This window comes from Chromobacterium vaccinii (genome assembly GCF_000971335.1).
Taxonomy (GTDB): domain Bacteria; phylum Pseudomonadota; class Gammaproteobacteria; order Burkholderiales; family Chromobacteriaceae; genus Chromobacterium; species Chromobacterium vaccinii.
Map to the genome: position 1 here is coordinate 1 of NZ_JZJL01000020.1, position 24,733 is coordinate 24,733.

The 24,733-nt window shown below is 63.1% G+C and carries 26 protein-coding genes; 20 read left to right on the forward strand and 6 right to left on the reverse strand.

Annotation, left to right across the window (positions count from 1 at the left end):
- The 5 genes from VL52_RS11435 to VL52_RS11455 all read left to right on the forward strand — a co-directional run.
- On the forward strand, positions 1-1,278 hold a 1,278-nt coding region (locus tag VL52_RS11435), incomplete at its 5' end, for a chemotaxis protein CheA (RefSeq protein WP_046157154.1).
- A gap of 16 nt (positions 1,279-1,294) precedes the next feature.
- The gene (locus VL52_RS11440; protein WP_046157155.1) at positions 1,295-2,518 is read left to right on the forward strand and encodes an EAL and HDOD domain-containing protein; all 1,224 of its coding nucleotides are present in this window, start codon (positions 1,295-1,297) and stop codon (positions 2,516-2,518) included.
- Positions 2,519-2,549: 31 nt separating this feature from the next.
- Entirely contained in the window at positions 2,550-3,221 is a 672-nt protein-coding gene (tsaB, locus tag VL52_RS11445) for a tRNA (adenosine(37)-N6)-threonylcarbamoyltransferase complex dimerization subunit type 1 TsaB (protein ID WP_046157156.1), read from the forward strand.
- A complete protein-coding gene (gene rimI, locus VL52_RS11450) occupies positions 3,218-3,661 on the forward strand; it encodes a ribosomal protein S18-alanine N-acetyltransferase (protein WP_046157157.1) in 444 nt (147 codons plus the stop codon). The genes tsaB and rimI overlap by 4 nt, the downstream gene beginning before the upstream one ends.
- A complete protein-coding gene (locus VL52_RS11455; RefSeq protein WP_046157158.1) occupies positions 3,658-4,539 on the forward strand; it encodes a uracil-DNA glycosylase in 882 nt (293 codons plus the stop codon). Before rimI ends, VL52_RS11455 begins: the two co-directional genes overlap by 4 nt.
- Before the next feature lie 142 nt (positions 4,540-4,681).
- Here VL52_RS11455 and rpmG read toward each other — a convergent pair whose 3' ends face one another.
- Together rpmG and rpmB are read right to left on the reverse strand one after the other, a co-directional pair.
- Positions 4,682-4,837 (reverse strand): 50S ribosomal protein L33, encoded by a 156-nt coding sequence (rpmG, locus tag VL52_RS11460; RefSeq protein WP_017506994.1) that lies wholly within the window; start codon positions 4,835-4,837, stop codon positions 4,682-4,684.
- 34 nt (positions 4,838-4,871) lie between these two features.
- Positions 4,872-5,105, reverse strand: coding sequence for a 50S ribosomal protein L28 (gene rpmB / locus VL52_RS11465; protein WP_011137003.1), 234 nt, complete (start codon positions 5,103-5,105; stop codon positions 4,872-4,874).
- A 282-nt stretch (positions 5,106-5,387) separates the two neighbouring features.
- On the opposite strand from rpmB, the gene pyrG reads away from it, so the two are divergent.
- The 4 genes from pyrG (at position 5,388) to VL52_RS11485 (ending at position 10,614) form a co-directional block, all read left to right on the forward strand.
- Positions 5,388-7,028 carry a CTP synthase gene (pyrG, locus tag VL52_RS11470; protein WP_046157159.1) on the forward strand — a complete coding sequence of 547 codons (1,641 nt, stop codon included), beginning with the start codon at positions 5,388-5,390 and terminating at the stop codon, positions 7,026-7,028.
- 156 nt (positions 7,029-7,184) lie between these two features.
- Positions 7,185-8,468, forward strand: a complete 1,284-nt coding sequence (gene eno / locus VL52_RS11475; protein ID WP_021477761.1) for a phosphopyruvate hydratase — start codon at positions 7,185-7,187, stop codon at positions 8,466-8,468.
- A 4-nt stretch (positions 8,469-8,472) separates the two neighbouring features.
- Entirely contained in the window at positions 8,473-8,775 is a 303-nt protein-coding gene (ftsB, locus tag VL52_RS11480) for a cell division protein FtsB (protein ID WP_046157160.1), read from the forward strand.
- Between the two features lie 63 nt (positions 8,776-8,838).
- Complete coding sequence (locus VL52_RS11485) at positions 8,839-10,614, forward strand: GGDEF domain-containing protein (protein ID WP_046157161.1); 1,776 nt, start codon at positions 8,839-8,841, stop codon at positions 10,612-10,614.
- Between the two features lie 66 nt (positions 10,615-10,680).
- Here the strand turns inward: VL52_RS11485 and VL52_RS11490 are convergent, their stop codons facing one another.
- On the reverse strand, positions 10,681-10,983 hold the full coding sequence (locus VL52_RS11490; RefSeq protein ID WP_046157162.1) for an RnfH family protein: 303 nt from the start codon (positions 10,981-10,983) through the stop codon (positions 10,681-10,683).
- The gene (locus VL52_RS11495; protein WP_046157216.1) at positions 10,976-11,413 is read right to left on the reverse strand and encodes a type II toxin-antitoxin system RatA family toxin; all 438 of its coding nucleotides are present in this window, start codon (positions 11,411-11,413) and stop codon (positions 10,976-10,978) included. Before VL52_RS11495 ends, VL52_RS11490 begins: the two co-directional genes overlap by 8 nt.
- Before the next feature lie 177 nt (positions 11,414-11,590).
- Between VL52_RS11495 and smpB the strand changes: the two genes are divergently transcribed.
- The 6 genes from smpB to VL52_RS23285 all read left to right on the forward strand — a co-directional run bounded on the left by smpB (position 11,591) and on the right by VL52_RS23285 (position 18,139).
- On the forward strand, positions 11,591-12,067 hold the full coding sequence (gene smpB, locus VL52_RS11500) for an SsrA-binding protein SmpB (RefSeq protein ID WP_268750400.1): 477 nt from the start codon (positions 11,591-11,593) through the stop codon (positions 12,065-12,067).
- The gene (locus VL52_RS11505) at positions 12,064-12,417 is read left to right on the forward strand and encodes a hypothetical protein (protein WP_046157163.1); all 354 of its coding nucleotides are present in this window, start codon (positions 12,064-12,066) and stop codon (positions 12,415-12,417) included. Before smpB ends, VL52_RS11505 begins: the two co-directional genes overlap by 4 nt.
- Before the next feature lie 63 nt (positions 12,418-12,480).
- The gene (guaA, locus tag VL52_RS11510) at positions 12,481-14,064 is read left to right on the forward strand and encodes a glutamine-hydrolyzing GMP synthase (RefSeq protein WP_144408783.1); all 1,584 of its coding nucleotides are present in this window, start codon (positions 12,481-12,483) and stop codon (positions 14,062-14,064) included.
- Positions 14,065-14,366: 302 nt separating this feature from the next.
- Entirely contained in the window at positions 14,367-15,824 is a 1,458-nt protein-coding gene (locus VL52_RS11515) for a 3-hydroxybutyrate oligomer hydrolase family protein (RefSeq protein ID WP_046157165.1), read from the forward strand.
- Positions 15,825-15,911: 87 nt separating this feature from the next.
- Positions 15,912-16,829: a TIGR02285 family protein gene (locus tag VL52_RS11520; RefSeq protein WP_046157166.1), complete on the forward strand. Its 918-nt coding sequence runs from the start codon at positions 15,912-15,914 to the stop codon at positions 16,827-16,829.
- Between the two features lie 2 nt (positions 16,830-16,831).
- A complete protein-coding gene (locus VL52_RS23285) occupies positions 16,832-18,139 on the forward strand; it encodes a sensor domain-containing diguanylate cyclase (protein ID WP_082113721.1) in 1,308 nt (435 codons plus the stop codon).
- A 269-nt stretch (positions 18,140-18,408) separates the two neighbouring features.
- Here the strand turns inward: VL52_RS23285 and VL52_RS11530 are convergent, their stop codons facing one another.
- Complete coding sequence (locus VL52_RS11530; protein ID WP_046157167.1) at positions 18,409-19,908, reverse strand: MFS transporter; 1,500 nt, start codon at positions 19,906-19,908, stop codon at positions 18,409-18,411.
- A gap of 139 nt (positions 19,909-20,047) precedes the next feature.
- On the opposite strand from VL52_RS11530, the gene VL52_RS11535 reads away from it, so the two are divergent.
- The 5 genes from VL52_RS11535 (at position 20,048) to VL52_RS11555 (ending at position 23,533) form a co-directional block, all read left to right on the forward strand.
- Positions 20,048-20,947, forward strand: a complete 900-nt coding sequence (locus tag VL52_RS11535; protein ID WP_235429281.1) for a LysR family transcriptional regulator — start codon at positions 20,048-20,050, stop codon at positions 20,945-20,947.
- 175 nt (positions 20,948-21,122) lie between these two features.
- A complete protein-coding gene (locus VL52_RS11540) occupies positions 21,123-22,427 on the forward strand; it encodes an MFS transporter (protein WP_046157168.1) in 1,305 nt (434 codons plus the stop codon).
- A 127-nt stretch (positions 22,428-22,554) separates the two neighbouring features.
- Entirely contained in the window at positions 22,555-22,869 is a 315-nt protein-coding gene (locus VL52_RS11545) for an ElaB/YgaM/YqjD family protein (protein ID WP_046157169.1), read from the forward strand.
- 5 nt (positions 22,870-22,874) lie between these two features.
- On the forward strand, positions 22,875-23,267 hold the full coding sequence (locus VL52_RS11550; protein ID WP_046157170.1) for a phage holin family protein: 393 nt from the start codon (positions 22,875-22,877) through the stop codon (positions 23,265-23,267).
- A complete protein-coding gene (locus tag VL52_RS11555) occupies positions 23,264-23,533 on the forward strand; it encodes a hypothetical protein (RefSeq protein ID WP_046157171.1) in 270 nt (89 codons plus the stop codon). Before VL52_RS11550 ends, VL52_RS11555 begins: the two co-directional genes overlap by 4 nt.
- 19 nt (positions 23,534-23,552) lie before the next feature.
- Here the strand turns inward: VL52_RS11555 and VL52_RS11560 are convergent, their stop codons facing one another.
- On the reverse strand, positions 23,553-24,578 hold the full coding sequence (locus tag VL52_RS11560; protein ID WP_144410222.1) for a hypothetical protein: 1,026 nt from the start codon (positions 24,576-24,578) through the stop codon (positions 23,553-23,555).
- Between the last annotated feature and the right edge of the window lie 155 nt (positions 24,579-24,733).

The window sequence follows — 24,733 nt, forward strand, 5'->3', positions numbered from 1 at the left end:
CCGGTCGCAAAGCCCGCGCCCAAGCCTGCACCCGCCAAGTCAGGCGGCGCTCCCGCAGCCAGCGGCCCGCAGGAAAACACCATCCGCATCGACACCGTGCGTCTGGACATGGTGTTGAACCTGTCCGGCGAAATCGGCCTGACCAAAAACCGCCTGACCACGCTGCGCACTGAAATTCTGCAAGGCAACCGCGACACCAACACGCTGCGCTCTCTGGATGAAGCGATAAGTCAGTTGGACCTGCTGGTCGGAGACCTGCAAAACGCGGTGATGAAAACCCGCATGCAGCCGATCGGCCGCTTGTTCCAGAAATACCCGCGCTTGGCGCGCGATCTGGCTCGCCAATTGGGCAAGGAAGTGGAACTGGTATTGTCCGGCGAGGAGACCGAGCTCGACAAGACCATGATCGAAGACCTGAATGATCCGCTGGTCCACTTGGTCCGCAATGCGGTCGATCACGGCATCGAGTCCCCCGAGGAGCGCATCGCCGCCGGCAAAAAGCCTCAGGCCCTGGTTCAGCTGACCGCGGAGCAAGTGGGCGATCACATCCTGATCGAGATCACCGACGACGGCAAGGGCATGAACCCGGACGCATTGCGCCGCAAGGCGATCGAGAAGGGGCTGATCGATCAGGAAACGGCCAACTCCCTCGACGAGAAGCAATGCCTGCAGTTGATCTTCCTGCCCGGCTTCTCCACCAAGGACCAGATTTCCAGCGTGTCCGGCCGCGGCGTCGGCATGGACGTGGTGCGCACCAACATCCAGAAGCTGAACGGCCGGATCGACATCAGCTCGGCGGCGGGCGAAGGCACCCGCATCAGCATCTCGCTGCCGCTGACTTTGGCCATCTTGCCCGTACTGGTGGTCCGCGCTTGCAACCAGCCGTTCGCCGTGCCGCTGGCGATGGTTCGCGAAATCATCACCATCGACGGCAGCGCGATTCAGGAAGTGTCGGGCAAGCCCACCATCGTGGTGCGCGACGAAATCCTGCCGTTGAAAACGCTGGCAAGCCTGCTGAGCTGGGAACCCACCCAGAAACCTTACTTCGGCGTGCTGATGCAGTCCGCGGAAAAATCCTTCATTCTGGCAATCGACTCTTTTGTCGGCCGTGACGACGTGGTGATCAAGCCGTTGCAAAATATCCGCCCGAAAGGCGTGGCCGGCGCCACCCTGTCCGGCGACGGCTCAGTCGTGCTGGTGCTCGACATGGAAGATCTTCTCGCCTCCAGCGAGAGCAACAATACCCAGGCGCGGACGACGGATATGATTGCCACCTAAAACACAGGGTGCAGTGATGACCACCAACACCGCCTTCATCGGAAGGCAGCCGGTACTGAACCGCAACCAGCAGCTCATAGGTTATGAGCTGCTTTTTCGTCCCAACGGGGATGCGGTCGGAGTCGGCCGCCACACAGAGCTTCAGGCCGACACCGACGTGCTGGTCAACACGCTCAACAATATGGGAACCAGCTGGCTGATCGGCAACAAGCTGGCCTTCATCAACGTCGGCGAAACCATGCTCAACAGCGACTTTCTGGAGCTGCTGCCGCCTCGCCGCATCATCCTGGATCTGTCGCCCCGCATCGTGCCCAGCAACGAGCTGCTGTCCCGCGCGCGCCATCTGCGCTCAATGGGTTTCGGCATCGCGCTGGACGACTTCAGCTTCGAGTCCCCAGCCGCGGCCTTTCTGGAACTCGCCAACTACGTCAAGCTGGATATTCAGAGCCAGGACACCACCCGCTTCCAGATGCTGGCTGCGCGATTGCGCAGCTATCCGCTGATCCGCATCGCCGAACGGGTGGAAACCCACGCCCAGTTCCATCTGTGCAAGGAACTGGGCATGGACGGCTTTCAGGGCTATTATTTCGCCCGGCCCGAAACGCTGGCGGCGAAGGTGATTCATCCGGCCTTCAGCAACACGCTGGAGCTGCTGAACCTGCTGCGCATAGACGCCGACATCCGCGACATCGAGCAGGTGCTCAAACGCGACGTCGCCCTATCCTACAAGCTGCTGCGCTACGTCAACTCCGCCGCCGCCGGCCTCAACACCACGATCAGCTCCTTCTCCCATGCCGTGACCGTTCTGGGTTACCAGAAACTCTACCGCTGGCTGACCCTGCTGCTGGTGACCGCATCCGACGACAACAACGCCCCGCCAGCCCTGCAAAAGACCGCCATCACCCGCGGCCGCTTCATGGAGCTGCTGGGCGCGGAGCTGGGCGAGCGCCACGACGTCAACGACAATCTATTCATCGTCGGCCTGTTCAGCCTGCTGGACGTGCTGTTCGACATGCCGATGGACAAGATCATCGAACACCTGCAGCTTCCGCCTCAAGTCATGGACGCCCTGCTTCACGAGCGCGGCGCGATCAGCCTCTACCTGAAGCTGGCCCGCGCCTGCGAGGACGGGGAAATGGACGGGGTGCCGCAATTATGCGACCAATTGGGCCTGTCCAGCGAACAACTGAACCAGGCGCACATCTCCGCGCTCGCCTGGGTCGAGGAACTGGGCTTATAATTCCCAGCCTTGCAAGGTCGCATCAAGCCCAATGAAACTGTTAGCCCTAGACACCTCCACCACCTATCTTTCCTTGGCGCTGAGCCTGGAAACGGAAACGCTGGTCTTCCATGAATGCGTCGCGCAAAAGCACGCCGAGCGCACGCTGCCGGAGGTGTCGCGCCTGCTCGCAGAAGCCGGCATCGCGTTGTCGTCGCTGGACGGCATCGTATTCGGACAGGGTCCGGGCTCGTTCACCGGCCTGCGCATCGCCTGCGGCGTCGCCCAGGGCCTGGCCTACTCCGCCGACCTGCCCGTCACCGCCATCCCCACGCTGGACAACCTGGCCTGGCAGGCCGGCGATGGACTGGTTCAGGTCTGTTTCGACGCCCGCATGCAGCAAGTCTACAGCGCGCTATACCGCGTCGGACCTGACTGGGAAAGGCTTAGCCCGATCGCGGTCGTCTCACCTGAAGAGGTGTCGCTGCCAGAAGCCGCCACCATGCTTGCCGGCGACGGCTTCGACAGCTACCCCCAGCTGCTGGCCGACGCCCGGGAACGCCTGCCGCTGTCGCTCCACCCCCGCCCTCATGCCGCCGCCTATATCCGGCTAGCGGAAAGCGGCCGCTATCCCGCGCGCCATCCGCGCGAGGCGGAGCTGCTCTACGTGCGCAACAAGGTGGCGCTGACCTCGATTGAACAACAGCAGGCGCGCAGCCGATGAGCTCGGTCCGCCTCTTCCACCCCACCGATCCGCAGCAACTGGCCAGCCTGGAACAACAGGCGACGCAACATCCCTGGCGAGTCGGGCAGTACCGTGACAGCCTGGCCGCCGGCTATCCCTGCTACGGCCTGTTCGGCGACGACGGCTCGCTGATGGGCTTCGCGCTGATCATGCGCGTGCTGGACGAGGCGGAAATTCTCAATATCGTCATCGCCAAAGAACATCAAAGCCAAGGTTTCGGGCTGCAGCTGATGCAATCCATGCTGCATAACCTACGCGACGATTGCTGCCACAGACTGTTCCTGGAAGTGCGGGAAAGCAATGCGCCGGCCCGCAAGCTCTACCAGCGCTGCGGCTTCCGCCAGTGCGGGCTGCGCAAGAACTACTACCCCGTCAGCGGCGGCCGCGAGCACGCGATCCTGATGGAGGCGTCGCTATGAGCCGCGCCAGCCTGCGGCAACAGGAAATGGGCCTGGGCCCGGCCTGGCAACCCCGCGCCGGTTGGTTCGAGCAGCACCCGGCGCAACTGCTGCGCCAGTCGCCGCAAACAGACGCAGCATTCACTGAGCTGCCCGCCTTGGCCATCTCACCCCCCCCGTCCGAATCCCTTTTCGTCCATGACGCAAAACTGACCGCGCCGCCGGAAGCGCAACAGATCGCAGCGCAGGCTCCCGAGCCGGCGCCCATCACCCCGGAGCCCGTCGAGCCAACGCCAACGGCAGAGCCGCTGCGCGCCGAGGTTGGCGCCGAGCTCGCCCCGGTAGACTGGCCTCTGCTGCAACGCAAGGTGGCCGATTGCCACGACTGCCGCTTGTGCGAAACCCGCACCCAGACGGTATTCGGCCGCGGCAATCCCCAGGCGCGCTGGATGCTGATAGGCGAAGCGCCGGGTGAAAACGAAGATCGGCAAGGCCAGCCCTTTGTCGGCCGCGCCGGCCAGCTGCTGGACAATATGCTGTCCGCCGCCGGGCTGGAGCGGGATCAGGATGTCTATATCGCCAACGTGCTCAAGTGCCGCCCGCCGGGCAATCGCAATCCGGCCCCGGACGAAATCGCCGCCTGCAACGGCTACCTGCTGCAACAGATTCGCCATATCCAGCCGACCCTGATCATCGCACTGGGCCGCTTCGCCGCCCAGACGCTGCTGGAAACCGAAGACTCCATCGGCCGGCTGCGCGGCAAGGTGCATCGCTACCAGGGCGTGCCGCTGGTGGTCAGCTACCACCCCGCCTACCTGCTCCGCAACCAGCCGGACAAGGCCAAGGCCTGGCAGGACCTGCTGCTGGCGAGGAAAATCTTCCGTCAGGCCGAATCCTGACAAAACCCGCTGCCCAATGAAAAAAGCCAGTCGCATGACTGGCTTTTTTTTTCGCGCACTGCCGGCAAAACCGCCGGCCGGACAAACAAAAAACCCTTCTCCGTGCACCAGAGAAGGGCTCTTTACCAACCAGAAAACCAGCTTATTTCAGCTTGGTTTCCTTGTACAGAACGTGCTTGCGGGCAACGGGATCAAACTTCTTGATCTCCATCTTTTCCGGCATGGTGCGCTTGTTCTTGGTGGTGGTGTAGAAGTGGCCGGTACCAGCAGTGGATTCCAGCTTGATCTTATCGCGCATGATGTATACCTCAGTGCTTTATCTGGTTGACCGCTTAGATCTCGCCGCGAGCGCGCAGATCAGCCAGCACTACATCAATGCCCACCTTGTCGATGGTACGCAGTGCAGCGTTGGATACGCGCAGGCGCACCCAGCGGTTTTCGCTTTCCACCCAGAACTTGCGATATTGCAGGTTCGGCAGGAAACGACGTTTAGTCTTGTTATTGGCGTGGGAAACATTGTTCCCGGTCATCGGACGCTTGCCGGTGACTTTGCAAACACGCGCCATGGTTAAACTCCCAAAACCGGTAAAAGCTGGCTTTATAACATATAAAAAGCCAGTAATTCAAGCGGAACGAGCACCCGACGCTTTGACGGGCGCTCTCTCAATTAATGAAACAGTCGGCGGGCATTGTAACGGATTCGCCACAGCCACGCGAGCTTTATCGCCGGGTGTCTATAGTGAGTGTTGCATTCTGCGCCGGCCAAGGGTGGCAACAAGATGCAGCAAGTGATTCAACTTCGTTCGATTTCAGGGTAAAATCCCGGATTCCCACAGAGCCGTAATCTCATGACCAAGTACATCTTCGTAACCGGTGGCGTGGTGTCCTCCCTGGGCAAGGGCATTGCCGCTGCGTCCATCGCCGCGATCCTCGAATCCCGCGGGCTGAAAGTCACCATGCTGAAGCTCGACCCCTACATCAATGTCGACCCGGGCACCATGAGCCCCTTCCAGCACGGCGAAGTGTTCGTCACCGAAGACGGCGCGGAAACCGACCTCGACCTCGGCCACTACGAACGCTTCATCCACGCCAAGATGAAGAAGAGCAACAACTTCACCACCGGCCAGGTGTACGAATCGGTCATTACCAAGGAACGCCGCGGCGACTACCTGGGCGGCACAGTCCAGGTGATCCCGCACATCACCGACGAAATCAAGCTGAAGATGGGCGAAGGCGCGGCTGACGCCGACGTCGCCATCGTCGAGATCGGCGGCACCGTGGGCGATATCGAATCGCTGCCCTTCCTGGAAGCCATCCGCCAGATGCGCTCCAACCACGGCCGCAAGAACACGCTGTACGTGCACCTGTCCTACGTGCCCTACATCGCCACCGCCGGCGAGATCAAGACCAAACCGACCCAGCACTCGGTGAAGGAGCTGCGCGAGATCGGCATTCAGCCGGACATCCTGCTGTGCCGGATGGACCGCGAGCTGCCGGAAGACGAAAAGCGCAAGATCGCGCTGTTCTGCAACGTCGAAGAGAACGCGGTGATCGGCTGCTACGATTCCGACTCCATCTACAAGGTGCCGGGCATGCTGCATGCCCAGGGCATCGACGACATCATCGCCGAACAGCTGCAACTGGACCTGCCCAAGGCCGACCTGTCCGCCTGGAACGACATCATCGACGCGATCGAGAAGCCGGACCACGCGATCAAGATCGCGATGGTGGGCAAGTACGTCGATCTGACCGAGTCGTACAAGTCGCTGACCGAAGCGCTGAAGCACGCCGGCATCCACACCCGCACCAAGGTCGACATCATCTACGTCGACTCGGAAGAGATCGAGCGCGACGGCGCCGAATCGCTGCGCGACATGGACGCCATCCTGGTGCCGGGAGGCTTCGGCAAGCGCGGCGTGGAAGGCAAGATCAAGGCGGTGAAATTCGCCCGCGAGAACGACATCCCCTACCTCGGCATCTGCCTGGGCATGCAGATCGCGCTGATTGAATACGCGCGCGACGTGGCCGGCATGGCCGGCGCCAACTCCACCGAGTTCGACCTCGACACCAACTTCCCGGTGGTGGCGCTGATCGACGAGTGGGTGAACCACGACGGCAAGATCGAAAAACGCGACGAGAACTCCAATATGGGCGGCACCATGCGCCTGGGCGGCCAGCAATGCGATCTGGTTCCCGGCTCGCTGGCCGCGCGCGTGTACGGCGACGCCGAGATCACCGAGCGCCACCGCCATCGCTACGAAGTCAACAACTACTACATCCAGCGCCTGGAACAGGCTGGCCTGACCATCAGCGGCCGCTCCGCCGGCCATGAAAAGCTGGTCGAGACCATCGAGCTGGCCGGTCACCGCTGGTTCTTCGCCTGTCAGTTCCACCCGGAATTCACCTCCACTCCGCGTGACGGCCACCCGCTGTTCATCGCCTACGTGAAGGCCGCGCTGGCGCACCAGGCCGACAAGCAAGCCAGCTGATCGGCGATTGCTGACCACGCTCAATGCGCAGGGCGAGCGTGCGCGGCACAATCCCAAGCTGAGCGCTCGCTGTAATACACAGCTGGTAATGTCCGCCCGATCCGTCGGGCGGGCCGCCCTCTGCAAGTTCAACTGAAAGCTATGAAGGGAAAGACAATGAGTTCGATCGTTGACGTGGTAGCTCGCGAAATCCTGGACTCCCGCGGCAATCCGACCGTGGAAGCGGACGTGCTGCTGGAATCCGGCGTCATGGGCCGCGCGGCGGTGCCGTCCGGCGCCTCCACCGGCACCCGGGAAGCCCTGGAACTGCGCGATGGCGACAAAAGCCGCTACCTGGGCAAGGGCGTGCTGAAGGCCGTTGACAACATCAACACCGAGATTTGCGAAGCCATCATCGGCCTGGACGCCTCCGACCAGACCTTCATCGACAAAACCCTGATCGAACTCGACGGCACCGAGACCAAGTCCCGCCTCGGCGCAAACGCCATGCTGGCCGTCTCGATGGCCGTGGCCCGCGCCGCCGCCGAAGACGCCGGCCTGCCGCTGTACCGCTACCTGGGCGGCGCCGGCCCGATGGCGCTGCCGGTGCCGATGATGAATGTCATCAACGGCGGCGAACACGCCAACAACACCCTGGATATCCAGGAATTCATGATCATTCCGGTCGGCGCGCAAACCTTCCGCGAAGCGCTGCGCATGGGCGCCGAGATCTTCCATCACCTGAAGAAGATCTGCGACCGCCACGGCTACGCCACCACCGTGGGCGACGAAGGCGGCTTCGCGCCCAACCTGGAAAGCCACGAAGACGCGATCAAGCTGATCCTGGAAGCCGTCGACGCGGCAGGCTACGTGGCCGGCCAGGACGTGATGATCGCGCTGGACTGCGCCGCTTCGGAATTCTTCCGCGACGGCAAGTACCACCTGACCGCCGAAAAACTGTCGCTGAGCTCGGAAGAGTTCGCCGACTACCTGGAAAACCTGGCCGACAAGTACCCGATCATCTCGATCGAAGACGGCATGGCGGAACAGGACTGGGCAGGCTGGAAGCTGCTGACCGAACGCTTGGGCCAGACAGTGCAGATCGTCGGCGACGACGTATTCGTCACCAATCCCAAAATCCTGGCAGACGGCATCGCCAAGGGCGTAGCCAACTCGCTGCTGGTGAAGGTCAACCAGATCGGCACATTGTCGGAAACCCTGAAAGCAGTTGATCTGGCCAAGCGTTCCCGCTATACCTGCGTTATGAGCCACCGCTCCGGCGAAACCGAGGACAGCACCATTGCCGACCTCGCGGTCGCCACCAACTGCATGCAGATCAAGACCGGCTCGCTGTCGCGCTCGGACCGCATGGCCAAGTACAACCAACTGCTGCGCATCGAGGAAGAACTGGGCGACGCCGCCCACTACCCCGGCCGTGCCGCTTTCTACCATTTGAAGTAATTGCATGCGCTGGCTGACCGTGACCCTGGTAACCGTGATCCTCGCCCTGCAATGGCCGCTCTGGTTCGGCAAGGGCAGTTGGCTCAGGGTCTGGCAGCTGGACAAGCAGCTGCAGGAACAGCGGGCGACCACCCAAAAGCTGGTCGCCCGCAACGCCGCCCTGGATGCAGAAGTGCGCGATCTGAAACAAGGCAGTGACGCGATCGAAGAAAGAGCTAGGAACGAACTTGGCATGATTCGCAACGGCGAGGTGTTTTTCCAGTTGCTGGATCCCAGCAAGTCCTCCTCTGCGGCGAACCGTCGATAACGCACACCCACCCACTGACGACCGATGATGGCAGGCCGCCTTAAAAGCACCAAGGTTTGGGCAATGACGACACAGAATCCCATCGAAGTGGCAAGAGAAACCCTGAAGCAGCTGTCCATGCGCAAGCTGCTTCCGACACCTGAAAACTTCGAGCGGGTCTACCATGAGTTGACGCAAACCCCTATCGGGCGCGACAACAAACTGGCGGTGCTGCTGTTGCGGGCCCTGGAAACGCTGCCCCAGGACAATGTCCAGGCCAAGGTCACCATGACCCGCTTGCGCCAGGTGCTGGATGAAAACCGCTGGGAGCAAGCCCCCCAGCTGATCATCGACTTCCTGCGCGGCATTTTCTCGGCCCAGCAACTGACGCAAAGCTGGGGCCAACTGATCCAGACCCTGGTAAAGAGCTGGGATCTGCGCCAGCCCGACCTCCCGCAGCATCACAAACAAAGCACGCTGGAGCGGGTGCTGATCAATTACGGCAACCAGCCCGAAGAGCTCAACCAGAAGCTGGTCGCCCTGCTGCAAAACTGGAACGCGGCGCCGTCCAGCCGCACCCTCCCCCCTCCCGATCCTCTGCCCGCGCTGGACGCCGACGACCAGCAGTCCGCCGAGACGGCAAGCAGCTGGCAGGCATGGCAGCGCACGCTGTCCTTCGCGCTCAAGCATGGCCTGGAGCCGCGGCTGGCCGATTACCCCGACCTGGTGGACGGCCTGGAAGCGCTGCTGCAGGAACTGGACGGCATCGCCGACGATGCCAGCTTGAACGTGTTCATGCCCAAGCTCAGGGCGTTCATGATCAAGCTGGAGCTCCAATCCCAGCAGGAGGGGCGCCTGGCCACCGGCCTCGCCAATCTGCTCAAGCTGATGCTGGACAATGTCGCCGAGCTGAACCGCTCCGACGAGTACCTGCTCGGCCAAGTCAGCTCGCTGCAGGAAATCCTGTCTCACGAGCCGCTGTCGATGCAGCAGATCTACCAGCTGGAAACCAGCTTGAAAGAGGTGATCCGCAAGCAGGGCATGCTGAAGACCTCGCTGGACGAAGCCGCCAGCTCGCTGCGCGCGCTTCTGGACCGCTTCGTCAGCCGGCTGGCGATGATGACCGACAGCACCGACGAATTCCACGGCAAGATCCAGGCGCACAGCGAAAAGTTGAAGCAGATGCCTGGCGTCGACGAGTTGAGCGGCATCATAGGCTCGCTGATGGAAGACACCTCCATCATGCAGCTGGACCTGACCCGCTCCCGCGACGAGCTGGTTTCCGCCAAAGAACAGGTGGAAGCGGCCGAGCAACGCATCAGCGAGCTGGAAACCGCGCTGGAAGCCGCCAGCGCCAAAGTGAAGGAAGACCAGCTGACCGGCGCCTACAACCGCCGAGGCCTGGCCGAATACTTCCAGCGCGAGATCGGCCGCGCCGAACGCACTGCCGCGCCGCTGTCGGTCGCGCTGATCGACGTCGACAACTTCAAGCAGTTGAACGACCGCTACGGCCACCTGGCCGGCGACGACGCGCTGAAATACCTGGTGGACACGATCAAGCTCACCTTGCGCCCGGCCGACATCGTCGCCCGCTTCGGCGGCGAGGAGTTCGTGATCCTGATGCCGGACACACCGGAAACCGAAGCGGTGCAAGCCGTGCAACGGCTGCAGCGCGAGCTGACCAAAACCTTCTTTCTGGCCAACAACGACAAGCTCTTGATCACCTTCAGCGCCGGCGTCGCGCGCTGGCATCTGGGCGAGCAGGAAGCCGACGTGCTGGAGCGCGCCGACCACGCGATGTACCAGGCCAAGATCAACGGCAAGAACCGCGTCTGCTCAGCCGAAGACATGCCAGGCTGAGCCGCGCTTCCTCAATAAAAAAGGATGGCCTCCAGGCCATCCTTTTTTTGCTCCCATCCGCCAGGCTCAACCGCCCTTCTTCATCGTCTTGCCCGCCTCGGCGCGCCGCCTGCGCACTTCCTTGGGATCGGCCTGCAACGGTCGGTAGACCTCCACCCGGTCATGATCGCGCAGAAGCGCGTCCGACTTGACCGCCTTGCCGAACACGCCCAGCTTCAAAGCCGCCTCGTCCAGCTCCGGGCACGACGCCAGAATGCCGGATGCGCGCACCGCGTCCAGCGCGGCAGCTCCGGCCGGCAGGCTCACCTCGACCAGCCACTGCCGATCCGGCCTGGCATAGGCCACCTCCACGCTCAACCCCTCAGTCATCGCCGTATTTCCTGTCCGCTTCCTTGATGAAAGCATCCACCAGCGAGCCGGAAATGTGGCCAAACACCGGCCCGATCAACTTTTCCAGAATGCGGCTGGAGAATTGGTAACGCAGGCTGAATTCTATCTTGCAGCCGAAATCGCCCAGCTGCTTGAAATGCCACAAGCCCTCCAGCAACTCGAACGGCCCCTCCACCAATTCCATCCGGATCGATTCGTTCTCCACGTTGTGGTTGCGAGTGGTGAAATGTTGGCGCACCTTCAGATAATCGATGTGCAGGCTGGCCACCACCTGGCCGCCGTCGCGCGACAGCACCTCGGTCTTGCCGCACCAGGGCAGGAAGCGGCTGTAGTGTTCGATATCGTCCACCAGCGCGTACATCTGCGCCGGCGTATGCGCCACCAGGACGCTCTTTTCGACAAGCTGCATCGGCAAAAACCCGGCGCGGCCGGGGTCTCGAAACTGACAATCAAGCCGCAATTCTAGCAAAAAGCGCCTGCCGCCGCCCGTCCGGGCTTCACGGCGCGCCCGCGGCCAAGTCCTTTCACATCAAGCCACTGAAAAGACACGATTTTGGTTGCGGCCCGGCTTCTGATACAATGCCGGATTCAAAGGAACCCGCCACACATGAGCATCATCCAGAACCGCAAGGCTTTCCACGACTACTTCATCGAGGAAAAACTCGAGGCCGGGCTTGTGCTGGAAGGGTGGGAAGTCAAGGCCATCCGCGCCGGCCGCGTCCAGTTGAAGGAAAGCTACGTCGACTGGAAAAACGGCGCCTTCTGGCTGATCGGCTGCCACATCACTCCGCTGCAATCCGCCTCCACCCACGTCAACCCGGACCCGGTGCGTCCGCGCAAGCTGCTGATGTCGCAAGAACAGATCAACCGCTTCATCGGCAAGGTGGAACGCGCCGGCTACACCATGATGGCGCTGGATCTGCACTACGCCAAAGGCAATGTGAAGGCCGAAGTCGGCCTCGCCAAGGGCAAGAAGCTGCACGACAAGCGCGACACCGAAAAAGACCGCGAATGGCAGCGCGAAAAACAGCGCGTGATGAAGAACCAGCGAGGCGCGGCATGATGAAGCGCGGCGCCGCCCTGCCCATCGCCCTGATCTGCGTCGGCAGCGTATGGCTGCTGAAAAGCACCGCCCTGCTGCCCAACACCTCCACCCTGCTCGCCCTGCTGCTGTTCGCGGCGGGCGTGTTGCTGTTCGCGCTTGACGGCTTCAACAAGTCCACGCTGGTCACCAGCCCGATGCTGGCCTACGCCGGCGCCAGCGTCTACGCGATAGACCAGCTTGGCCTGCGCGCCACCCACTTCGTGGCGCTGGGCATGGTGCTGATGGGCGTGTTGCTGCTGGCCGCCCGCAGCGACCGCGTGCCGGAGCGCTCGGAACCGCCGCGCCGGCTGCCTCCCAGCGAAGACTGAAACCACGGAATTATTTTTAGCATTGACGATAATGGCCTTAACGGCCTGCATTACTTTTCAAGGATAGGCATGGACAAGATCCTCATTCTCGACTTCGGCTCCCAGGTCACCCAGTTGATCGCCCGCCGCGTACGCGAAGCTCACGTTTACTGTGAGCTTCATTCTTTCGACATGCCCATCGAAGAGATCAAGGCCTTCGCGCCCAAGGCCATCATCCTGTCCGGCGGCCCGAACTCGGTGTACGAGTCCGACTACCAGGCCGATCCCAAATTGTTCGAGCTGGGCGTGCCGGTGCTGGGCATCTGTTACGGCATGCAGTTCATGGCCCAGACCCTGGGCGGCAAGGTGGAAAGCGGCGACAAGCGCGAGTTCGGCTACGCCCAGATCAAGGCGCGCCACCACTCCAAGCTGCTGGAAGGCCTGCAGGACCAGATCGACGACGCCGGCAACGGCTTCCTCGACGTGTGGATGAGCCACGGCGACAAGGTGACCGCGCTGCCGGCCGGCTTCCAGGTGATCGCCGAAACCCCGTCCTGCCCGTACGCGGCGATGGCGGATGAGACCCGCGGCTTCTACGGCGTGCAGTTCCACCCGGAAGTCACCCACACCAAGCGCGGCACCGAGATGATCCACCGCTTCGTGCTGCATGTGGCCGGCTGCAAACCCAGCTGGACCATGCCCAACTACATCGATGAAGCGGTGAAGAAGATTCGCGAGCAAGTCGGCGACGAAGAAGTGATCCTCGGCCTGTCCGGCGGCGTGGACTCCTCCGTGGCCGCCGCGCTGATCCACCGCGCCATCGGCGACCAGTTGACCTGCGTCTTCGTCGACCACGGCCTGCTGCGCCTGAACGAAGGCAAGATGGTGATGGAAATGTTCGCCCAGAACCTGGGCGTCAAAGTGGTGCACGTGCAGGCCGAAGCCGACTTCATGGCCAAGCTGGCCGGCGAGTCCGACCCGGAGAAGAAGCGCAAGATCATCGGCGCCGAATTCATCGAAGTCTTCGACCGCGAATCCGGCAAGCTGACCAACGCCAAGTGGCTGGCCCAGGGCACCATCTACCCGGACGTGATCGAATCGGCCGGCGCCAAGACCAAAAAGGCGCACACCATCAAGAGCCACCACAATGTGGGCGGCCTGCCGGAAGACATGAACCTCAAGCTGCTGGAGCCGCTGCGCGAGCTGTTCAAGGACGAAGTTCGCCAGCTGGGCGTGGCGCTCGGCCTGCCGCACGACATGGTCTACCGCCACCCGTTCCCGGGTCCGGGCCTGGGCGTGCGCATCCTTGGCGAAGTGAAGAAGGAATACGCCGACCTGCTGCGCCAGGCCGACGCCATATTCATCGAAGAGCTGCGCAACACCGTGGACGAGAAGACCGGCAAGAACTGGTACGAGCTGACCAGCCAGGCCTTCGCCGTGTTCCTGCCGGTGAAGTCCGTCGGCGTGATGGGCGACGGCCGCACTTACGATTACGTCGTCGCGCTGCGCGCCGTGGTGACCAGCGACTTCATGACCGCCCACTGGGCCGAGCTGCCGTACAGCCTGCTGGGCCGCGCGTCCAACCGCATCATCAACGAAGTGCGCGGCATCAACCGCGTGGTCTACGATGTGAGCGGCAAGCCGCCGGCGACCATTGAGTGGGAATGATCTGACGTCTGGCTCCTACAGGCGCCAAAAAACACACAAGCCCGCATGATTGCGGGCTTTTTTGCTTTTCCGTTTGGCAACATCTGAATCGTCCCCACTTCTCCAGACACGCTTGAGTCGGGGGTGGACTGCGACTTGCTCATGACGGCTCCTTGCAGGGCCTGGCGCAAGGCTCTTGAGGTATCTAGGAAAGGACAAACGATTCAGTTATTCTGCATCACCAATGGCATTGCGTGCCTGTGGGGTTGCCGAGCGATTACGGCCAAGCCGGCTACTGAAACATCAAACCAAGGAAACGAGTCATGTGGAAATCGACGGCCGCCGCCCTTGCCCTGCTGATCCTCGCTGGCGCGGCCACTGCCGGCACGCAGCGTTCCTGCGAACGCCTGCTCCGGAAATTGGACTCGCAACTCGCCGACGCCAGTTGCATCGAAAGCCCCGATCTTACAACCCGCAACCCCAACACCACGCCGGCCGATGACTCGCTGCCTGGCCTGCCCCATTTGGCGTTCATGCCGCAGGCCGACCGCGCCATACTCGTGGCGGATGCCGCCAGCAGGCCGCCAATCAAGAAGGTAGTCCCCGGCCTGCAGATTCAGGCCCGCTTCGCCAAGGATCCGCTGGGGCAGGCGCGCTTCCTGCTGCGCCTGCCCCAGAACTGGAACGGCCGCCTCGTCGTTGCCGGCGCTTCCGGCGCCCGCAGCGAATTCAACGGCGACTTCGTCTGGAGCGATTACGTGCTGCAGAAAGGCTATGCCTATGCGTCGCAAAACAAGGGCGTGCTCAGCGCGCGCGAGAGCACGGCGGCAGATCCGCTGGCCTGCCGAACCGGGTCTCCGGACAAGCCAAGCTATGTCCATTACTACGATGACGATCCTGGCCAGGCTTTCACCCGCTGGCGCGACTTCATGGTGATGGCCTCTGACCTGGCGCGCCGCGGCGTAGAGGCGCAGTATGGCCGCAAGCCGCGCTATACCTATGCAGTCGGCACCTCGAACGGCGGCTATCAGGTGCGCCGCGCGATCGAAACCGCGCCGGAATACTTCGACGGCGGCGTGGATTGGGCAGGCACTTTCGCCGATTCCCGCGGGCCGAACCTGCTGACTGGCTTGCCCCCAGCGATCCTCAACTACCCCGACTATCTCGCCTCCGGCCGCTCGCCGACGAGCACCGCCGCGTTGAACATCATGGCGGCCGGCTATCCGCCCGATCTCCTCGCCGACACAGAAAACGGCCCGGTCTCGCTATGGGGCATGCACGCTGACTCATTCTGGGAGCCCACGCAGTGCCAATGGCAAAAGCGCTTGGATCCTAGCTACAACACCTATGGCGCCGGGCCCGGCCGGTACAACTACTTGGCGCGACTGTCCGCCTCTACAGTTGGCTCCAATGTGGCGGCCATCGCCACCAACGGCAAGATCAAGCGCCCGCTGATCACGGTCGCCGGCACGATGGATGCGCTGCTGCCCATCGACCACCATGCGCGAGCCTATGCGCGGCAGGTTGCCGCGGAAAGCGGCGAGCACGCCCAAGCCTATCGTCTCTACGAGATCCAGAACGGCAATCACGTCGAGCGCTACGCCAACATATTCCCACAGCTTGAACTGATCGAGCCGCACGCGCAGCGCGCTTTCGACCTGCTTGTCCGCTTTGTCGAACAGAAAGCGCCGCTACCGCCCGACCAATGCGTCGCTCGCGGCGGCACGATCAGCGCTGCGCCAGCGCAGCTGGGGCACTGCCCAAATTTGCTGGCGCCTTGAGGAACTCCTCATCAGAACTTACGGTGGATATCGCGGCTGGCCAGGGACAATAGGCGCGATCGCTAGTGTATTTAAAGGGATATGGAAATGTTGAAAGCCATCGCCGGGAAGATGCGAGCCGCTTCTTTCTGGACGTTCATTGGCGCAGGAATGGCCTTGGGCCACCTGATGATGAGCGCCAACGCTCGGGCCGACGACAACACCATCAGATGGCAAATGCCGGGCAATCCACCCGTCACCATAACCGACGGCCCCGACAAGGGCCAAGGGTACGCTGACGTGTTTCTGCGATATTTCATTGAGCGCACGCCCGAGTACAACAGCGTGATCGAACGCGCCAGCCTGGCGCGCGTCTCCGGCCTGATGAAACAGGGCCAGCACGTTTGCCAGCCTAGCCTGCTCAAGACGAGCGAGCGCGAAGCCTATATGGAATTCAGCAACCCGGTCGAATTCGTGCTGCCGTATTACATCGTCGTGCGATCCGATCGGGCCGCCCGCCTGACAGCCTACCGCAATGCTGACGGCGCCATGGACATCGCCCGGCTGATGCATGACCTGTCGCTGACCACCGTCCGCCAAGAGATGCGGGGATACCCGCCCATCATTCTTTCGGCTTTCACGACGGCGGCTGGACAAAAGAACATCCTCCGGACAAGTGCCGACGACGTGGCGCCTTTCAGCCAGTTGGCCAGCGGGTGGGTGGACTACATCATCGCCTATCCGGACGAGGTCTATTGGTTCGCCAGGCATTTGAAGCTGCCTAACTCAATCAATTTTATTTACCTTCCCATCGCCGGCCACCCCCAATACACGCTCGGGTATGCGGCTTGCACCAAGGGGCCGTGGGGACGAAAGATCGTCAAGCGGGTCAATGAGATCGTTGCCAAGGCTGGCAGGCGTCCACCGTGGATCGAAGCGGAAGCCCGCTTGCTTGATCCGGAAGCCGCCAAACGCTACGAGGAAGTCTACGCCCGCTATTCGCCGTTCCGCAGGCAGGCCAAGTAAACATGGATGCGAATCGCCAGGCAAGGGATAGCGCCCGATTGCGCGATTTCCTGTTGATTTTCCTTGCGCCGCGTGGACTTGCGCGACGCATGCTGGTCTGGATCATCGGCATCAGCACGACCGCGGCGCTGATCGCGACCTCGGTACAGTTGTTCTTCGATTACCGACACGATGTGTCCGAACTCGAGCAGGGCATGCGCTACATCGAACAGAGCCAGTTGCCAGGCCTTGCCGATGCGGCCTGGAACTTCAACCTCGCCGGCATGCAGGTGCAGCTCGATGGCATCGGTCATTCCCCTTGGGTCGCTGGCGCCACGATCCACTACGGCCCCAGCCAGTCGGCCACGCTGACAACCGGGCAGGTTGATGCTGACGCGGAGAGGCGCTTCGAGTACGTCTTGCAGCGCAACGGGGTGGTCGTTGGCAAGATCTTCATTGCGCCCAATCTGCACACCCTCTATAGCCGCACCCTTGATCGCATTGGCATCGTGCTGGCGACACAGAGCGGCAAGTCGCTGGTGACTTCGATCAGCATCCTCTTGCTGATTTCATGGATGATCACGCGACATTTGACGCAGATGGCGGAGTTCGCCAAGTCCTTCGAGCCGGGGAAGCGCTTCACGCCCTTTGTGCTGCGCCGGGGCCCGCGGGGGCCGCACGATGAACTGAGCGTGCTGGTCGACAGGCTCAACGATGCCTATGGCCGGCTCCAAGCGGCGCACGAATTCCAGGTTCGCCACAACGAGATCCTGAGCCAGGAGGTCGCGCAGCGAACGGCCGAGCTGCTCGAAGCTCATCGGCAGTTAGCCCAGCTGGCCATAACCGACAAGCTGACCGGCGCGGTCAACCGACGAGGCCTGGACGAGGCTTTCAAGAGCGCCATCGCGCTGGCCTATCCTGACAGCCGCCCGCTTGCGGTGATCCTGACCGACATCGACAAATTCAAGTCCGTCAACGACAGCCGCGGACATCTGGTTGGAGACATCCTGCTTCGGGAATTCACCAGCATCTTGAGACGCGCGGCGCGGGCGACCGACACCGTCGGTCGTTGGGGTGGCGAAGAGTTCCTGATACTTTGTCCTCAGACCACTCTGGAACAGGCGTTGCGCCTGGCCGAGCACTTGCGCGCCAGCGTGCAAGCGCATGCCTTTGCCGAGATTGGCAGCAAGACCAGCAGCTTCGGCGTTGCGGTTCTGCGCAAGGGAGAAACAGCAGACGATCTGGTGAAGCGGGCAGATGAAGCCCTGTATCAGGCCAAGGAAGGGGGACGCAACAAAGTCTGCCCGGAAGCGCCGGATATCGTGAGCTGAGCTTGAAGGAAATTCGGATTCGCATGCAAGCAAGAGCGTCGCGCTCCTCGCTCCCAAGCAGCCCTCACTTGAGATGCGTCTCAATAGACATGCACGGCGCCGAAGCCGCAACCTCATGCATGCGATCTTCATGGCGCCGCCTGAATTCAAATAAATAATCCAAATTAAAATCAAATCGTTGCACGCAAAGCTGGCCATCAAGCGGAGCAAGCCTCTTCGGCCCACCATCTCGACGCCCCACTCATGCGGGGCGTTTTTCATTGCCCCCGTCAGGCCAAGCCTGCCTCACCCTTGCTGCGCCCCAGCAAAACCAGCGCCATCAACGCCGACGACAGCGTCAAGGCGATCAACAGATACAGCAATCGCTGAAAAGCCCAGTCATAGGCGTGAATCAACCGCCCGATGTCCGCCATCGGCAATAGCGCATGGGCCTGGGACAAATTGCCCGACGCCAGCCGCTGTACTGCGGCGGCCGGCGCGTTCAGGCCGGCATCGGCCAGCGCTCTGCCGGTGAGGCCTGCCATCAAGGCGCCTACTACGGCCAGCGCCATGCCCTCGCCCGCCACCCGGGTGGTGCTGAAGATGCCGCTGGCCATGCCGGCGCGTTCCTTCGGCACCACGCTGACCGACAAGCCGTCCATCAGCCCCCAAGGCAATCCGCTGCCGCCGCCGATCAATAGCAGCGCCAGCGCCATGGCGGGCGAGCCCGCCTGAGCCTGGCTGAGGCCGGCCAGCCCCAGCGCAGCCGTCAGCAAGCCCGCCGCGGAAATGAAGCCGGCGGAACGCCAGCGCGTCAGCCATACCGCCAGCGACGGCATCGCCAGCATCGGCGCCGACAGCGCCAGCATCCACAGTCCCGCCTCGGCCTCTCCCCGCCCATCGACGCCGATGAAGCGCAAGGGCAGCAGCACCAGCAAGGCGACATAGCAATAGCTGGTGGCCAGCGGCAGGCATTGCACGCCGACAAAGGCCGGGTAGCGGAACAAGGACAAATCCAGCATCGGCCGCGCCGCCCGCCGCTCCAGCCAGATGAAGGCCAGCAGCAAGGCCAGCGATCCCGCCAGCAGCGCCAGCACCGGCAGGCTGCGCCATCCCTGCTGCGGCCCCTGCAGCAGCGCGGTCGTGAACAAGGCCAGCATCGAGGTGAAACTGAGCGCGCCCGGCCAATCCAGCCCCACTGCGTCCGGATCGCGCGATTCGCGCATGCGCGGCAGCGCCAGCAGCAACGCAACCACGCCGATCGCCGCGCCGCAGGCGAAGATGGCGCGCCAGCCCAGCCATTGGATCAGGCCGCCGGACAACAGCGGGCCAAAGGCTAACCCCAGGCCGAAAGTCGTGCCCAACAGACTGAAGGCGCGCGTCCTCGCCTCTCCTTCATATTCCTGCGCCAACGCGGCCGAACCGCCGGCCATCGCGGCGGCGGCGGCCAGCCCCTGCGCGGCCCGCAAGCCATTCAGCCACCACAAATCCGGCGCCAGGCTGATGGCCAGCGACGACGCCGCGAACAAGCCGATGCCGACGCCGAACAGGCGTTTGCGGCCATACTGATCGGCCAGCGCGCCGGCGGCCATCAGGCAGCTGCCGAAACTCAGCATGAAGGCGCTGGTCACCCAACCCAGCGCCTGCGGGCTGCCGCCCAGTTCCCGCCCAATGGCCGGCGTCGCCACCGCGCCGCCGACAAAGCTCCACGGCAGCGCCAGCGCGGCCAGGCAGACCGCCGCCAGCACCGACCATTTCTCGCCATGCCGTTCCATTTGCATCCTTTGCATTCGCCTCTCCTTTCATCCAGCGCGTGGCCATCGCCAAGCGCGGTTTTTGATGCGGCAAATGATAGGCAGGGCAATTGCAGGGAAAAACAGGCACAATGTCATCTAATTAATGAAATTTTGTCAGCAAAGGAGACGCGGCATGAACGGCATGGACAGCTTGAGCGGCCTGCTCGCCTTTGTCCGCGCGGCGGAGCTGGGCAGCTTCGTCGCCGCCGGCGAGCGCTTGGGAATATCGGCCTCGGCCGTCAGCAAGAGCGTCAGCCGGCTGGAGGACAAACTCGCGGCGCGGCTGTTTCACCGCAGCACCCGCCGCATCCACCTGACCCAGGAAGGGCTGCTGCTGTTCGAACGCAGCCGCCGCATCCTGGCGGAACTGGACGAGGCCTCGGCGGAACTGGCGCACAGCGCCGCCGCGCCGCGCGGCCGCCTGAAAGTCAGCTTGCCGCTGATCGGCCACCGTATGCTGTCGCCGCTGCTGCCCGAATTCCACGCCCATTACCCGGAAATCTCGCTGGAACTGGACTTCAGCGACCGCATGGTGGATCTGGTGGCGGAAGGCGTCGACGTGGCGGTACGCAGCGGCGAACTGGGCGACTCCAGGCTGCAGGCGCGGCTGCTGGGGCCGTTCCGCTTCGCGTTGGTCGGCTCGCCCGACTATTTCCGCCGCCGCGGCGAACCGCAGCGGCCCGATGATTTGCAGGCCCATGCCTGCCTGCGCTACCGCTTTCCCTACAACGGCCAATTGCAGCCATGGGCGCTGCGCATCCCGGCCGGCTCGCCGCCGCAACCGAACGCCTTTCTCAGCTGCAACAGCATAGAAGCGCTGGCCGCCGCCGCCAGCGACGGCCTGGGCATCGCCTGGCTGCCGGACTTCGCGGTCCGCCGCGAGCTGGCCGACGGCCGCCTGCGGCCGGTGCTGGAGGATTGCGCGGCCGAACCCGGAAAGTTCTCCGCCGTCTGGCCCGCCAGCCGCCATCTGCCGCCCAAACAGCGGGTGTTCATCGACTTTCTCGCGGAACACTTGCTGCCCACCCGATAAGGCGGACCTGATTTCATTCGGACGGAAAATGCAAACAGAATATGATTATTCCCGCAGGATGCGATTCCCGCGCTAAACTGGCGGCCATGCGCGAACGAGCCTCCGGCCACGGCCTGGCTCGCTCTTTACCATAGCGATGCCGCAGACAGGCATCCCAGCACTCCGTGATTGATCCATGACTGACTCCCGCTCCACCCCGCTCACCCGCGCCGACTACCAGACCCTGGGCCTGGCCGCGCTGGGCGGCGCGCTGGAAATCTACGATTTCATCATCTTCGCCTTCTTCGCCACCACGCTGAGCAAGCTGTTCTTCCCGCCCGACATGCCCGAGTGGCTGCGCCTGCTGCAAACCTTCGGCATCTTCGCCACCGGTTATCTGGCTCGGCCGCTGGGCGGCATCCTCATGGCCCACTTCGCCGACCGCCTGGGCCGCAAGCGCGTGTTCAGCCTCACCATCCTGATGATGGCCGGCCCCTGTCTGCTGATCGGCCTGATGCCCACTTACGCCGACATCGGCATCCTGGCGCCGCTGCTGTTGCTGTCGCTGCGCATCCTGCAGGGCGCGGCGGTGGGCGGCGAGGTGCCCAGCGCCTGGTCCTTCGTCGCAGAGCACGCGCCGCGAGGCCGCCGCGGCTACGCGCTGGGCGTGTTGCAGGCCGGCCTGACCTTCGGCTATCTCTTGGGCGCGCTGACCGCCACGCTGCTGGCGCGCGTGTTCACGCCGCAGGAGATGCTGGACTACGGCTGGCGCATTCCCTTCCTGCTGGGCGGGCCGTTCGGCCTGCTCGGCGTCTGGCTGCGGCGCTGGCTGAGCGAGACGCCGGTGTTCCTGGCGATGCGCGAACGCCAGGACGAGCGCGCCACGTATCCGCTGGTCGACGTGCTGCGCCGGCACAAACACACGCTGCTGCCGGCGGCGGCGCTGACCTGCGTGCTGACCTCGGCGGTGGTGGTGCTGGTGGTGGTGACGCCCACTTTGCTGCAGCAACGCTTCGGCATACACGCCGACCGCGCGTTCGCGCTCAGCAGCGTGGGCATCGTGTTTCTCAACATCGGCTGCGTGATCGCCGGCCACGTCTGCGACCGCATCGGCCAGCGTCGCAGCCTGATCCTCTACAGCCTGCTGCTGCCGGTCGGCATCGCCGCGCTGTACGCCGACCTGATCGCCGGCTGGGGCTGGCCCGGCCTCGCCTACGCCTTCGCCGGCCTGTGCTGCGGCATCGTCGGCGTGGTGCCGTCCATCATGGTGGCCATGTTCCCGGCCGATGTGCGGGTATCCGGCATCTCCTTCACCTATAACATCGCATACTCGGCGTGGGCCAGCGTCACTCCGCTGCTATTGATCGCCGCCATGCCCTGGAGCCCCTGGGTCTGCGTGCTCTATTGCGCGCTGATGGCGCTGGTCGGATTTTTCTGCGCCAACAGCGCGCACCCGGCCAGGGAACCTTTGCTGGACGAGGCGCTCTACCAACGCGGATGAAACGTTTGACCGCATGGTTTGACGCGGCCGCGCCAGGCTGTTAGCGTGAATTGGCGCAGGCTATGCTTTGCGCCGTGCCATGTCTGCGTTTCGAGTCGGTTTCGTTCACCACTGCCAGGAGGTTGCCATGTCCAATGCCACCATCGCCAAGGAAAAAGAACAGCTGCTGGATGACGTCCGCCAAGTTTTGGCCAGCACCGAAGAGTTGATTAACGCGACCGTCGACGACGGCAGCGCGAACAGCAAAGAGCTGCGCAAGCGTCTGGCCGAGAAACTCGGCGCGGCCAAAACCAAGCTGCGCGACGCCGAGCAGATCGTCGTGGGCAAGGCCAAGGAAGCGGTCAAAGTCACAGACGATTACGTGCACGAAAACCCATGGAAGTCCGTCGGCATCGCTGCCGGCGTTGCCTTCCTGCTGGGCATGCTGGTCTCCCGTCGCTGAGCCCCATGTCCGATACCGCCCAAGCCCCCCGCCCCGGCACCCTGCGCTCGTTCGCGGGCGGCTTGGGGTCGCTGTTCCTGACCCGCGCCGAGCTGCTGACGCTGGAAGCCCAGGAATTGAAGGACGAGATCGTCGGCAATCTGCTGCAGGGCATGCTGGGCCTGGTTCTGCTGGGCTGCGGCCTGATCGCCGCCGTGCTCGCCCTATGGGCGCTGACGCCGCAGGAGTGGCGGATCGCCGTCATGGCCGGCCTCGCCCTGCTGCTGTGTGGCGGCGGCATTGCGCTGCTGCTGGGCCTGCGCAGGCGCCTGAGGCGACAACCCGCGCCATTCTCAACCACCCTCGAGGAAATCCGGAAAGACTGGACAGCCTTGGGCCCTGGCGGGGAGCGCGTGTGACGCAACAGGACCGGGAACTGAAGAAACAACTGTTGGTGATGAAGGGCGAAGCCCTGCGCATCAAACTGAAGCTGGAGAAGGAAAGACTGCTCCAGCCGATGCGGCTGGCCAGCTCAGGCTTCTCGCTGTGGCGCGAAGGCTGGTTCGGTTCGGCGCTGGAAACGCTGGGCAAATTGTTGCCGAATCCGCGCCTGCGCCGCTGGCTTCAGGGCGGCGCCCGGCTATGGGTAGTCTGGCGGCTTGTCCGGCGAGCCTTCGCGCGCTGAAGTCCGCCGCGTCCGAGGCTCAGGCGGTCACATTGATGTTGCTTGCGACATCGCTGATGTTGACGTTCATCTGTTCCCCCATCGCCTCCTCCGCCTCAGCCCCACCCTTGAGTATCTTGTCGACATCGCCCAGCGCCTTTTCCGCGCTCTGCAAATCATCCTGCGCTTCCCGTTTGTCCTTCATCTGCTGCATCTGCTGCTTGATGAACTCCTTGACCATTTTCAGCGTCATTTGCATTTCCAGAATGTCAGAATCCCCCGCCACCGGATTGCCCTTGCCGCTGGACAACATGCCATGCAACGCGGCGCGCGGATCGACGGGCTGCGCCTGGCTATCCCCAACCGGTTGAGCGCTTCCGCTCTGCTCCTTGACGCCCTCGCTTGCCTGGCTGTCGCTCGCGGCGCCCTGCCCAGCGCCGGCTTGCTGCGCCGCCGCAGTCGCGCCGCCAGCCTCCGACGCTGCCGCCGCGGCCTCAGCCCCGGATCCGGCTCCGCTCCCAGCCTCCGGCGACGATGCCGCATCAGCAGAGGCTGACGCTGCGCTACCCGCGCCGCCTTGCTGCGACGCCGCGTCTCCCGCTCCCTGATCGCCGCCGACATTCACCGCCATCTGGCTATCGGCCGCATTCTGAGTCATGCTCGTCACCAAGTCCTTCAGCTCCCTGGCCAGCCTGGCAAGCTCGGAAGCCAGCGCGCGCAAGCTGCCCTTGTCGTGCGACATCATCATCATCCGGCGCAGCCCCTCCACCCGCTGCTTGAGGACGGCTTTCTGCATGGCGTCGGCCTCGCTGCTCTGACGCTTCGCCGGGCGGTTCAGATCCACTTTCAGCTTCTGCATATAGTCCTGCAAACCCTGGCTCAGCGATTTTTGCAGCTCGCTGCGCGGATCCGGCAGCTTGGGCTGCAATGGACTCTGCGCATCGGCGTCGCCATTGACGGCGGAAGACGCGGGGGAAGAAGGCTGGCTCGCTCCATTGGGCAGCGCTGACGGGAAAAGGCTTTGCCGCCAGATGCTGGGGCCTGACGGAGATGAGATCACGGACATGGGCGGACTTTCTGGTGTTTTCCAATCATATCGTCAACATCCGCGATTTCTTTATGCCAATATCAGGCTCAGACGCATAAAAAATTCTTCACGGCATGATTGGCATAGAATCACCCTCAGCGTCATTCCCCGGGTTTGGTTCGCGGCGGGAAACA